Consider the following 12225-nt stretch of genomic DNA (forward strand, 5'->3'; position numbering starts at 1 on the left):
TTTGTCGGGCATCAACGGATATTCATTCGATGAAATCGATCTGCATTCTCCGGCTTTCCGCCATTGGCGATGTCACTCATGTGATCCCGGTTGTGCTCAGCCTGCAGGAACAGATTCCAGGCGTTAGCATCACCTGGATCATTGGCAAAATTGAAGCCAAATTAATTGGCGATTTGCCCGGCGTAGAATTCATTGTTTTTGACAAAAAAACGGGACGCAGCGCTTATGCAGGCCTGTATAAACAACTGAAGGGCCGCAAGTTTGATGCCTTGTTACACATGCAAGTTGCCCTGCGCGCCAATCTTGCCGCAGCGTGCATTTCTGCACCGATCCGGGTGGGGTATGACAAGGCCCGCAGCAAAGACCTGCACGGCTTGATCATCAACCGCCGTATCGCGCCGGCACAGCGCCAACACGTACGCGACTGCCTGGCCAGTTTTTTGGAACCCTTAGGGTTAAAACCAGCCCCGCCGCACTGGAAGATTCCACTGACTGAAAGCGATTACGCCTTTGCCGATGCCCACCTTGCGAATGATCGCGCCAATATGGTTATCAGCCCCTGCGCCAGTCACAAACTGAGAAACTGGCCGGCCGAGCGCTACGCACAGTTCGCAGATTATGCGATCCGCCAGCACGGCATGCAGGTAACACTGGTGGGCAGCCCCGCACCTTTCGAGATGGCTTATTGTGCGGCGATTGTGCAAACCATGCAGGAAGCGCCGGTTAATATTTGTGGCAAAGACACCCTGAAGCAACTTACCGCAATGCTGAGCCGCGCCGATATTGTTATCGCACCGGATACCGGCCCGGCGCATATCGCCAGCGCAATGGGCACTGATGTATTAGGCCTGTATGCCGCCAGTAACCCGCTGCGTTCAGGGCCGTATAATTCGTTGTCCTGGTGCGTTAATCGTTACGACCAGGCGCTGCAAACGTTTGCACATACAACTGCGAGCAAGGCTCGCTGGGGCACAAAGGCAGAGTTTGAAGGCGCAATGGAGTTGGTTGAAGTGGCAGACGCCACTGACATGTTGGATAAGTGGATACGGACAAAGCTGCCGGAGCCAGAACGCGGGGCCTGACTCCGGACTTAATGTTAAAGAGAAGCAGTTACTTACGAGCGGTGTAATCCTGATAAGACTTTTCTTCAACAAAGCGCGAACCCAGCGCCAGGTTGATGTCTTTTTTCAAAGAGGCACGTTTATCGTTGGTGACATAAACCGCCCGTGCCAATTCAATAAAGCGGGCACCAAAATTCTGGCCGGCCTCCTGATCACGAATGTCGTCTTCAATCACCCAAAGCTCTTCATTGACCGCCTTGAGTTGCTGTCGTAGTTGCGCGATGGCGCTCTGGTCACTGACCGCATCGGTCCATGTTGCGTTTAGCTCGTTCAGTTCCAGCTTGACGTTTTTGAGCTTCGTGTCATCTTTGATGCGCTCCGATTTGATTTCAAGAATCGTGATTTTGTCGAGAACTTCACCGAAGGAAACCGGAACTTTTATGACATCTGCCATTTATTACACCTACACGATCAATCATTAAAACAGCAAGCTGCTGCGCGATTGCGCGCAACGAACAGCAGCTTTTGCACCTTGAGTTATCAACTCTTAAGCTATCAGCCGTTAACCACCGACAACCAATCCCGGTGCCGGGGTGACTTGCCCTTCACCGCATCAAAGTACATAGCCTGAAATTTTTCAGTCAACGGACCACGTTTACCCGTACCAATGGCGCGGCCGTCTAGCTCGCGGATGGGCAGAACTTCGGCGGCGGTGCCGGTGAAGAAGGCTTCTTCAGCCACGTAGACTTCGTCACGGGTAATGCGGCGTTCTTTCACTTCAATGTTCAGTTCTTTGGCAAAGTCCAGGATGGTCTGGCGGGTAATGCCTTCAAGGCAGGACGTCAGTTCCGGGGTGTGCAGCACGCCGTTGCGCAGAATAAACACATTCTCGCCAGAGCCTTCAGCCACGTAGCCTTCATTGTCTAGCAGCAGGGCTTCTTCACATCCGCTGGAGACGGCTTCTTGCAGTGCCAGCATGGAGTTAATGTAGTTGCCGTTAGCCTTGGCCTTACACATGGTGATGTTCACATGGTGGCGGGTGTAGGAAGACGTACGCACCTTAATGCCCTGCTCTTTGGCTTCTGGCGACATATACGATGGCCAATTCCAGGCCGCAACCATTACGTGCGTTTTCAGGTTGTCGGCGCGCAAGCCCATGCCTTCGGAGCCATAAAATACCATCGGGCGCAGGTAGGCTTCGTCCAGATTGTTGTCCCGTACCGCAGACAACTGGGCGGCGTTGATTTCGTCTTTGCTGAACGGCATTTTCATATTCAAAATGTGGGCTGAACGGAATAGCCGGTCGGTGTGATCTTTCATGCGGAAAATAGCGGCGCCTTCAGCGGTGTTGTAAGCTCGCACGCCTTCAAAACAGCCCAGACCATAATGCAGGGTGTGGGTCAGTACATGCACTTTGGCTTCACGCCAGGGCACCATTTCTCCATCCAGCCAAATAACACCGTCACGATCAGCCATCGACATACTAGGTTGCTCCAAAAAAGCAGTTCTTGTGGGATCGGTATTCTATCAGGATCACCGAGAAAAGTTTTAGCCGTTATTCAATCATGACTCGTTGCCAGATGGAACGGATAAAATCCCGCTCTGCAATGAACGCATCGCCCGCCAAATGGCTGTTCAAATCTTGCAGGGTGCGGCGGTGAATCGCGGAGCGCAGCGCAATGTAGGCCGCGCGCAGTGTTTTAACGTCGATTGTGGGCAATACGCCGGCCTGACCCAACTCTTCCATTTGGCGAATGTTGTCTGGCCAGCGGGTTAATGTGGGGTATTCCTCACTCCAGGCCAGCATCAGGTATTGCACCAGAAACTCGATATCCACAATGCCACCCGGATCCTGTTTGGCGTGGAATATCTCGGCTCGGCGGCTGGCAGGAGTAGCCAGGCTGGTGCGCATTTTTTCACGCATGGCCACTACTTCGCTGCGCAGCGCCAGACGGTCGCGGTGCTGGCACAGGGTACTCTTGCGGATCTGTTCAAAGCCCTCCAGAGTGCGCGGGCACCCGGCTATGCCGCGGGCGCGAGCCAGAGCCTGATGTTCCCAGGTCCAGGCGTCAGTGTGCTGATATTTTTCAAAGGCCTGCAAAGTGGTTACCAACAGGCCTGAGCTGCCAGACGGACGCAACCGCATGTCTACATCGTAAAGCTGGCCGGAGGGTGTCTGGGTGCTCAGAATATGCACAATGCGCTGACCCAGTCGGGTGTAGAACACCGCGTTGTCGATGGACTTCTCGCCATCGGTGCTTTGTTGGGGGTCGGCGCTATGGACAAACACCAAGTCCAGATCAGAACTGTAACCCAACTCGATACCGCCTAGCTTGCCATACCCAATCACCGCAAAATCCGAATCGCATACCGAACCATCGGCTCGCCGCGGATAGCCGTGGCGGCTGACCAGATTGGCAAAAGCGACATCCACCACGTGTTCCAGCACCACCTCGGCAATCCAGGTCAAATAATCACTGACGTTCATCAGCGCCAAGGTACCTTTCATTTCAGCGGCAGCCACCCGCAAGGTGTGGGCTTTGCGGAAATGCCGCAAAGACTCCATCTGGTCTTCCAGATCGTCATAGGAAATGCGCAGCATCTGCTGGTGCAAGTCGTCCTGTAATTCGGCTTTGGCAGGTGGATAATACAGGCTTTCGGCGTTTAAAAGCTCATCCAGCAGCAGCGGCGTGTCGGCCAGTTCGCGCGCTATCCACGGGCTTTCACTGCACAGGGACACCAGTTGGGAACAGGCCCCCGGGTTTTCCAGTAACAGCACCATGTAAGCGGTACGGCGCAATATGGCTTCTATTAAAGGCTGCACCCGGCCGAAGGTATGGGATGGGTTTTCGACTTCGGTCAGGGTGGCCAGCAGCATGGGCATAAACTGATGCAGGCGTTTTCGGCCCTGGGTCTGCAGCGATTTTATGGTGCGGCTGGTGCGCAGGTTGGTTAATGCGGTCAGGGTTTCTTCAGGCGCTTCAAAACCCTTTTCAACCAGCCAGGCCAACGCGGTTGGTTCGTCCATTTCGCAAAACCACAGCTCTTGCCAGCCCTCATCAAGGTTGTTCTGCGGGCTGTCGTCGTCATCACTGGTAATAATATTGCTGAAGTGCGTAGCCACTTGCGCCCGGTGTTCATCCAGCTGCTGCTGGCACAGCGGCCAGCTGTTGTAACCCATAATATGCGCCACTCGGGCGCGGGCCAGATCGGTGTCCGGTAATAGCTGGGTTTGCTGGTCTTCCATGCCCTGTAGTGCGTGTTCCAGATTGCGCAGAAAGACGTAGGCCGCGCGCAGCTCGCTAATCACCTGCGGTGGCAGCAGTTCCAGCTCCAGAAATTCGTTCAGCACCCGCAGTAATTCGCGCTGCTGCAGTTCCCGGTCCCGGCCACCACGAATCAGCTGGAACGCCTGTACCACAAACTCGATTTCGCGGATGCCACCGCTGCCCAGCTTGATGTTGTTTTCCAGGCCTTTGCGGCGCACTTCGCGGCCAATCATAGCTTTCATACTGCGCAAGGATTCAAAAGCACCGAAATCCACATAGCGGCGATACACAAACGGCCGCAAGCTTTCCATCAGCACCACACCGGCTTCTTGGTCACCGGCGACTACCCGGGCCTTAACCATGGCATAGCGTTCCCAGTCGCGACCCTGGTCTTGATAATAGGTTTCCAGCGCGGCAAAGCTCAGGGCCAGGGCGCCACTCTGGCCGTAGGGCCGCAAGCGCATGTCTACACGGAAAACAAAACCATCAGCGGTTATCTGGTCTAACGCCTGAATCAACCGCTGGCCAAGGCGCACAAAAAACTGCTGGTTGTCTAAGGCCCGCCGCCCGCCGCGGGTTTCACCCTTGCTAGGAAAAGCAAATATCAAGTCAATATCAGAAGACACGTTCAGTTCGCGCCCGCCCAGTTTGCCCATACCCAGCACCACCATTTTTTGCGGTGCGTCTTCGCCGTTGACCGGGCTGATACCCCAAGGTGTGCCAAACTGTTCGCAAGCGCTGTTATAAAGCCAGCTAAGTGCGCCATCGATGCAGATATCGGCGAAACCGCTGGTGGCGGCCATGGTTTCGGCCAGGTCGGCCTGGCGCAAAAGATCGCGCCAAATGATGCGAAACTGGATTTCCCGGCGGAAGCATCGCAAAGCCTGATGCAAGCCCGGCTCGTCACTGATGTGCGCCAGATATTCCAGCCAGCGCTGTTGCAGATAGGCGACGGTGGTGGGTTTGCTGAGGCAGCGCGAGGCCAGCAGTTCGCGCACCGCATCGAGTTGCCGCTCCAGGGTTTGGCCTAAAAAAGGACTATTGCCAATGGCCGCTGCCAGTAACTCGGTGGTAATAGCGCCAGATTCTATGAGCCAGGAAGGCACGCCGTCCGCGAAAATACCGGGCCAGCGCCCGGCAACGTCGTCGGCCAAAACCTGCGGCAGTGCGCTCCAAGGCTGAGACATAAAGCAAACCTCTGTTTCTCTGTTATATTTTTGGTTTAGCACCTTATTAAAGGTACTGTATAACGAATCAGACCCACAGGACACCAGCGCCCGGATGCTACGCAATCGTCGCCCACTGAACGCCGAACACTCTCAATCGCATTTGCCTATGGGCGGGTTGATCCGCAAGCGCATGAAAACACTTTTTGCGATGTTGATTGGGCTGCTAATCTTCCAGGTGTTGGTGATTTGGACAGTGGAAGACCTGACCTTGTTCGAATCGATATGGATTACCATGACCACCGTGTCGACCGTAGGCTACGGCGATTACGCGCCGCAAACCCTGATTGGCCGCTTAAGCACTATTATAGTGCTGTTTGTAGGCGCCATTACGGTGCTCACGCTGATTATCAGCGACTTCATCGAATACCGGTTTTATCGCCGGGAACGTATTCTACGCGGACTTTGGGTTTACAAAATGAAAGAGCACATCGTTATCATCAACACACCCCAGCACGGCGGCGAGCAGTATTTCTTGCGCTTTGCGTCGCAAATACGCTCTAACCCCGGGTATGAAACTGTTCCTATTATGCTGCTCACCCGCCAGTTTCCAAACGGTTTACCACCCGAATTGACGGACATGGGGCTGGTGCACTTTCACGGCACCGGGTCTGACCCGTCTGCCTTGCAGGCGGTTCACGCCGGCAGCGCCCGGCACATTGTGATACTGGCAACCGATGAAACCGACGCCAGTTCCGACAGCATAATCTTCGACATTGCCCATCGTTTGAGTGAGCTCAACCTGGGCTACCAGACCACCGCCGAGTGTGTGACCGATGCAAATCGCAGCCGATTGAAAGCGCTGGGCATTCGCGCAGTGATTCGGCCAGTACGCACCTACCCGGAAATTATGGTGCGCGCGGTGGTGGCACCCGGATCAGAAAAAGTACTGGAAGACATGTTCAACTATGAACATGACCACCCCCACCGCTACGATTTGCTATTGGAAGACCTGAATTGGGCCGACATTGTCAGCGCATTGATTCGCCACGGCATAGGCACCGCCCTGGCCTACATAGACGACGATGGCGAGGTGATTTGCCAGCCACCCATCAAAGAACCGATAAAAGGCAAAGGCCTGATTGTGCTGGTACGCTCCAATGACACCCCAGGGCTGGACGTAGTCAAAGAAGCCCTGGAACGCTACCGGAAGTTTCTTGAAAAGTGGCGAAACAGTCAGAGCAGTGACATTGAGAGTGACATTAAGAGCGATACTAAGAGTGGCAGCGACGATGACAATCACGGTAAAAAAGACCTTAGCAGCACCGGTTCCTGAACCATGACACCGCTTCCCTTCCAACTTCTGATTGACGCGTTGGGCACCGGCCAGCACAAGCCGGTGGTTGACGCTGCCCAGCAATTCAACGCAGCCGACCTTGCCGAGTTTATTGAGCGGAATATCGAAAACAGCGCCGGCAACGGCCTGTTTCAAAAGCTGCCGATGGCGCTGCGGGCCAAGGTGCTGGGTTATATTAACTCCGACGACCAGGTAACTCTGACCCAGGCCACGCCGCTGACTGAACTGGCTGAGCTGGCTACCGAAATGCCTTCGGATGAGCGCGCCGACTTTTTTAACCTGCTGGATGACTCGCGCCAACAACTGCTGATTAAACTCTTGGGCCACCAAGACCGGGAAGACCTGACCAGCCTTCTGGCGTTCGAAGAAGGCACCGCCGGCGCCTTGATGAACACCGACTACGCCGCGTTCGAATCTGGCATCAGCGCGGGCAGCGCCATCGATATTCTGCGCGCCACCGCCACCGACAAAGAAACCATTTACCAGACCTATGTGGTAGACGAACACCACACCTTAATTGGCGTTGTATCGCTGCGCCGGCTGATTATTGCGCCGCCAGATACCATTATTGATTCGCTAATTGCCACTGGGCTGGTGCTTGCATACACCGACACCTCGCAAGACGAAGTGGCGCGACTGATCACAAAATACGACCTGCTGGCGCTGCCGGTGCTAAACGCCGAAAACCGGCTACTAGGCATTATTACTTACGACGACGCCATGGACGTCATTGAAGAAGAAGCCACCGAAGATATCCACAAAGGCGGCTCAGTGAGCAACCTGGACAACGGCATTAATGCCGCATCGCCGTTTTCCTTGTACCGCTCGCGCATTCAGTGGTTGGTGATTCTGGTGTTTGCCAATATTTTTACCGGCGCCGGCATTGCTCATTTTGAAGAACTTATTGGCGCGCACCTGGCACTGTTGTTTTTCATGCCGTTGCTGGTGGCCAGCGCCGGTAACGCCGGCGCGCAGTCGGCCACGCTGGTGGTGCGCGGCATTGCCACCGGCGATGTGGTTAACCGCGACTGGCTGAAACTGTTCAAGAAAGAACTGATTGTAGCCTCGGCCCTGGGCCTGACCATGGCCATAACCGTATGGACGGTGGGTGTGTTCCGCACCGAACTGGCCATTGCCACCATCGTTGCGATTACCATGGTGGCCGTTGTATTGGCCGGGGGCCTGATTGGCATTTTGCTACCGCTGCTGCTGAACCGCCTGGGTATAGACCCCGCCGCCGCCAGCATTCCGCTGATAACCACCATCGCGGACGTTAGCGGGGTAATGATTTACTTCACCATAGCCACGGCCATACTTAGTCCATAAGTAATGCTTGGTGCCTCAAACGCCCTGCTCGTCCGCCACTTGCCGCAGCATTGCCAACTGGAGCTGACCCAGTAATGGCTGTTGTAACAGATCGCTGACCTGAGTGCCGCTTTGCAGTTGTTCCGCAAGCTCTGACCAGGGCTGAGCGATGTCGCTGCGCGCCGCCAGCTGCACCAGGGCATCAAGATTCAAACGTTTCATGCTTACGGATTGCTGCTTTAACCAGCTCTGACTCAAACGCTGGAGCAGACTGTTCAAAGAAACTGACGCCTCACCAGAACGCTCGGACTCTTCAAAAGCTGCCGCATTCTCTTCAGAATTCTTCCCATCACTCTCAATGGCACTCTCAATGGCACTCTCAATAGCACTCGCAATAGCACGTGCAGTAGCCATTGATTCATCCGCCAGAAAATAACCCTGTTCGGCTTTGCTCACCAGATTCAAAAACACGGGGCATTGTTGCGCCAGCTTCTGCGCCCAGATCAACAGGCTGTCTGGGTTGCCGGATTTTAGTTCAAATTCGATTTCGCAGAGCGCGCGACTTTGACCGTTGGCAATAATTTCGCCGGTATCCACTGCCACTTCGATAACGGCGATGTCGTCCTCCAGCATAATCACCTGACGCTCGAAGTTGGTTTCGAACACCGGTGCTAGCCTTGCCAGATTCACGTTACCCGCCAGCGGCGTGTCTGCCAGCAAGCCCAGCTGCAGATTAGGGCCGGGGATCTCCCATTCCCATTCATTGCGTTTGTGGGCGCCGTTGACAAATTCGCCCTGGGTTTTCAGGGTTTGTATGATGCGGCCACCAGCCTGCCGTAAACGCAGGGCGATGCGTTGACCGTTCAGTTCGTTGCTGGGGGTGTCGTAGTAAGTATTCACCAGGCGTTTTCGGGCGCCCTCGCTGGCTTCTGGCTGTTGCAACAGCCAAGCCACAGCTTGCGGGATCTGATGCGGACACAAGGTCAGCTTGATTTCCAATTCAACAGCCATAAATGCTCCTGCTGTACAGATTTCAGTCATAAAAAAACCGGTGATCCGAAGATCACCGGTTTTTATTACTACCGAATTAGCTAATTAACTTAGCTGAATTAGAAGTAGTAGGTTGCGCCAACGGCTGCAACTGTGCGCTCGTCGGAGAAGATGTCGCTGCCAGTAGTACCATCTACTCGGCCCGTGTCGTAAACGTCATCGCCACCACCTAAGTAGCCTTCAGCGTACACATATAGGTTGTCAGACAGGTTACGCAGCGCCTGAATTGCAATGGTGTCTGTGGTGTTATTACCAGTCTTAGCCGTGCCATCCTTTTCGCGAACTTCATAAGACAGCGCGAACTGATTTTGGCCCAGGGTGTAAACGCCCATCAAACCATAAGAATCGCGAACGTTCTTGCGGGTCTGGAACTGGCCAGTCAGACGCAGGTTGTCCAGGGTGTAGCTGGCACGCAGACCGTAGGTGTTTTCGTTGTTGACGGATTGGGTGCTAGCAACTGCTGGATCGAATCTCTTCGAATAGGCGCTAGCGCCATCGTTTGAATCCATAGCGATGGCCAGCTCCAAAGCGTCAACAGCGTACACCGCAGACAACTGGTACGGGTAAGATTTACCGCCAGCCTTGTCATTGCCGTTTATCTGAACCGCTGCACCCAAAGTCATTCCACCAAATGAGGGGGTCATGTACTGAACTAGATCGCCTTCACCGGTGTCATAGCTGCCAGACAAGCTCAGAGTAGCAACTTCCCAGAAGTTGGAAATTTCTTCAACAGCGCGCTCAAAGGTGGAGTCGTCCGAACCAATCCAGACTTGGCCAAAACTATCGCCTTTCACGCCGATGTAAGCTTCGTCAAACGAATCAAGGCCTTTGTTGCCGGCTTTGTCGTCAGCATTGAATTCCAGCTCGGCTTTGAAGAAACCGGTGATACCAGGAGCGATCAGGTGATCGTGCTTCACACCAATAGTGGAACCATTATCAGCGAAATCAGTTGAGTTGGCGCCGTCTTTAACATCGTCGTAAGTAGTAACGAGCTGAATGTTGCCGTATACCTGCGGCATGGCATCCATTTTTTCTGCCATTTCAGAAGCGTTCAAAGTAGCTTGAGCAGCAACAGCGCCAGAGAAGGAGATAGCGGCGATAGCCGATGCGATAAGTGTCTTTTTCATTTTACGTCTTCCTTTTGGGGTTTTGTTCAGGTTTTAACGTCGAGATGAATCCCGATTTTCGATACCGCTTGCCAGCTTGAGCGAACTAAATCATCCATAAACTCTGTGTCACTTTCGTGACACACACTGACTGACGCTGTAACTCTCTACTTATTTCTTATTGTCTAGCTTGACTCTCAATGAGTTAGCGAGCGTTTTTCATGCTTCGCATTACATGCCCTTTTTAATACACCGACGGAACTTTTGCAAATTCTTAATGTCTATTTATTGGCTTTTTGGCGATTTCTTTGCATATTTAATAATCAAAAAATCTATCTTCACAATTTTTCGGCTATTCATACAGCCTTCGACTGCAGTAAAAATGTGACAGGGCCATCGTTTATAAGCCCCACCTGCATATCCACGCCAAATTTACCTTGTCCCACTTTGTCTTCGCCCAAGGCGCTGAAAGCTTCCTCCACAAATTGGGTGTAAAGCTTACGGGCGCCGTCTGGTGCAGCTGCTTTGGAGAAGCTGGCGCGCGCGCCATTGCTGGTGTCGGCGGCTAACGTAAATTGGGGAACGACCAGCAGACCGCCGCCGAGACTTTTCAGACTCAGATTCATGCGGCCTTGCTGATCAGGGAAAATACGGTAATTAATAGTTCGTCGGCACAGGTCTTTTGCCTGCTGCGGCGTGTCGGACTGCTCGATTCCCAGCAATAACAGAACACCACGACCAATACTCGCGATGGTATTGCCGTTGACGGTGACCTTAGCGTGTGTCACTCGCTGGAGCAGTGCTTTCATTCGAAATCCCCGTGGGTGGGAGTCGACCGTTTATTACGAACCGGTAAGAGTTTATCCATGCTGGCTCAGTATGGCAACCCCACTACGATCAGCATCTGACTTTGTCCTCTTTTTTGCCGAATTATTTGTTAGCTCGCCCAATCGGCTTTTGAAGCCAGGTTTTCCACCGCACGTATCAGGGCGTCCACAATGGCGGGCTCTGACGCGCTATGGCCTGCATCGCGAATAATTTGCAAATCCGCTTGCGGCCAGGCGCGGCTAAGAGCCAGGGCGTTGTCCAGTGGGCACACCATATCGTAGCGGCCATGCACGATTACCGCAGGAATGTTTGCCAGCTTGTGGGCATCGCGCACAATTTGGTCAGGCTCAAGAAACGACTGATTCATAAAGTAGTGGCATTCGATACGTGCCAAGGCGATCGCCACGTGGGGGTGGCCAAAATGTTCGACTACGCCTGGATTGGGGTGCAAAGTGGCGCAGCGCCCCTCCCAAATAGACCAGGCCTTTGCGGCCTGAATCTGCTCCAGTTCATTGCGACTGGTCAGGCGCTTGTAGTAGGCCGGCACCATATCGCCACGCTCGTGTTCTGGAATCTGCGCCAGGTAATCTTCCCAGTAATCAGGGAACACCCGGCTGGCGCCGTTCTGGTAGAACCAGTGAATATCCTCGGGCCGGCACAGGAAAATGCCGCGCAACACCATGCCCGTTACCCGCTGCGGATGGGCCTGCGCGTACACCAGGCTTAAAGTGGAGCCCCAGCTGCCACCGAACAGCAGCCACCGATCAATACCCAAAAACTCACGCAGGGTTTCTATATCCGCTATCAAACGGTCGGTACTGTTGTTGGCAAGCTCCGCCAGCGGCGTTGAGCGCCCTGCGCCCCGTTGGTCCATCAAAATAATACGGAACCGTTCGGCATCAAAAAAACGCCGGTGATAATCCTCGCAACCTGCACCGGGGCCGCCGTGTATAAACAGCACCGGTATGCCATCAGGGTTACCACTTTCTTCAACGTAAAGTTGATGGGGCTCTTCAACCGCGAGCCGGTGTGTGGCGTAGGGCTTTATATCGGGGAACAAGGTGCGCATAGCAGCTCCACAGT

10 protein-coding genes are annotated in these 12225 nt (G+C 54.0%); 3 read left to right on the forward strand and 7 right to left on the reverse strand.

Annotated features, from left to right (window positions below):
- The first annotated feature begins 29 nt into the window (after positions 1-29).
- Positions 30-1082: a glycosyltransferase family 9 protein gene (locus MIH18_RS08835; protein WP_249014347.1), complete on the forward strand. Its 1053-nt coding sequence runs from the start codon at positions 30-32 to the stop codon at positions 1080-1082.
- A gap of 28 nt (positions 1083-1110) precedes the next feature.
- Here the strand turns inward: MIH18_RS08835 and MIH18_RS08840 are convergent, their stop codons facing one another.
- The 3 genes from MIH18_RS08840 to glnE form a co-directional block, all read right to left on the reverse strand.
- Positions 1111-1515 (reverse strand): DUF6165 family protein, encoded by a 405-nt coding sequence (locus MIH18_RS08840; RefSeq protein ID WP_249007611.1) that lies wholly within the window; start codon positions 1513-1515, stop codon positions 1111-1113.
- 101 nt (positions 1516-1616) lie between these two features.
- Entirely contained in the window at positions 1617-2543 is a 927-nt protein-coding gene (locus MIH18_RS08845) for a branched-chain amino acid transaminase (RefSeq protein WP_249007610.1), read from the reverse strand.
- Positions 2544-2616: 73 nt separating this feature from the next.
- The gene (gene glnE, locus MIH18_RS08850; protein ID WP_249014348.1) at positions 2617-5517 is read right to left on the reverse strand and encodes a bifunctional [glutamate--ammonia ligase]-adenylyl-L-tyrosine phosphorylase/[glutamate--ammonia-ligase] adenylyltransferase; all 2901 of its coding nucleotides are present in this window, start codon (positions 5515-5517) and stop codon (positions 2617-2619) included.
- 94 nt (positions 5518-5611) lie between these two features.
- Here glnE and MIH18_RS08855 point away from each other — a divergent pair, with 94 nt between their 5' ends.
- Positions 5612-6832 (forward strand): potassium channel family protein, encoded by a 1221-nt coding sequence (locus MIH18_RS08855; protein WP_249014349.1) that lies wholly within the window; start codon positions 5612-5614, stop codon positions 6830-6832.
- A gap of 3 nt (positions 6833-6835) precedes the next feature.
- A complete protein-coding gene (mgtE, locus tag MIH18_RS08860) occupies positions 6836-8179 on the forward strand; it encodes a magnesium transporter (protein ID WP_249014350.1) in 1344 nt (447 codons plus the stop codon).
- 15 nt (positions 8180-8194) lie between these two features.
- Here the strand turns inward: mgtE and MIH18_RS08865 are convergent, their stop codons facing one another.
- The 4 genes from MIH18_RS08865 to pip all read right to left on the reverse strand — a co-directional run bounded on the left by MIH18_RS08865 (position 8195) and on the right by pip (position 12211).
- The gene (locus tag MIH18_RS08865; protein ID WP_249014351.1) at positions 8195-9169 is read right to left on the reverse strand and encodes a CYTH domain-containing protein; all 975 of its coding nucleotides are present in this window, start codon (positions 9167-9169) and stop codon (positions 8195-8197) included.
- A gap of 98 nt (positions 9170-9267) precedes the next feature.
- Complete coding sequence (locus tag MIH18_RS08870; RefSeq protein ID WP_249014352.1) at positions 9268-10335, reverse strand: porin; 1068 nt, start codon at positions 10333-10335, stop codon at positions 9268-9270.
- Between the two features lie 335 nt (positions 10336-10670).
- Positions 10671-11123: a D-aminoacyl-tRNA deacylase gene (gene dtd / locus MIH18_RS08875; protein WP_249007604.1), complete on the reverse strand. Its 453-nt coding sequence runs from the start codon at positions 11121-11123 to the stop codon at positions 10671-10673.
- Between the two features lie 128 nt (positions 11124-11251).
- A complete protein-coding gene (pip, locus tag MIH18_RS08880; RefSeq protein ID WP_249014353.1) occupies positions 11252-12211 on the reverse strand; it encodes a prolyl aminopeptidase in 960 nt (319 codons plus the stop codon).
- Positions 12212-12225: the final 14 nt, after the last annotated feature.

The organism is Marinobacter sp. M3C, from assembly GCF_023311895.1.
Taxonomy (GTDB): domain Bacteria; phylum Pseudomonadota; class Gammaproteobacteria; order Pseudomonadales; family Oleiphilaceae; genus Marinobacter.

Bases quoted from the DNA above. Each gene is read 5' to 3' on its own strand.
- MIH18_RS08835 (WP_249014347.1), top strand. From the start codon at position 30: ATGAAATCGATCTGCATTCTCCGGCTTTCCGCCATTGGCGATGTCACT.
- MIH18_RS08840 (WP_249007611.1), bottom strand. From the start codon at position 1,515: ATGGCAGATGTCATAAAAGTTCCGGTTTCCTTCGGTGAAGTTCTCGAC.
- MIH18_RS08845 (WP_249007610.1), bottom strand. From the start codon at position 2,543: ATGTCGATGGCTGATCGTGACGGTGTTATTTGGCTGGATGGAGAAATG.
- glnE (WP_249014348.1), bottom strand. From the start codon at position 5,517: ATGTCTCAGCCTTGGAGCGCACTGCCGCAGGTTTTGGCCGACGACGTT.
- MIH18_RS08855 (WP_249014349.1), top strand. From the start codon at position 5,612: ATGCTACGCAATCGTCGCCCACTGAACGCCGAACACTCTCAATCGCAT.
- mgtE (WP_249014350.1), top strand. From the start codon at position 6,836: ATGACACCGCTTCCCTTCCAACTTCTGATTGACGCGTTGGGCACCGGC.
- MIH18_RS08865 (WP_249014351.1), bottom strand. From the start codon at position 9,169: ATGGCTGTTGAATTGGAAATCAAGCTGACCTTGTGTCCGCATCAGATC.
- MIH18_RS08870 (WP_249014352.1), bottom strand. From the start codon at position 10,335: ATGAAAAAGACACTTATCGCATCGGCTATCGCCGCTATCTCCTTCTCT.
- dtd (WP_249007604.1), bottom strand. From the start codon at position 11,123: ATGAAAGCACTGCTCCAGCGAGTGACACACGCTAAGGTCACCGTCAAC.
- pip (WP_249014353.1), bottom strand. From the start codon at position 12,211: ATGCGCACCTTGTTCCCCGATATAAAGCCCTACGCCACACACCGGCTC.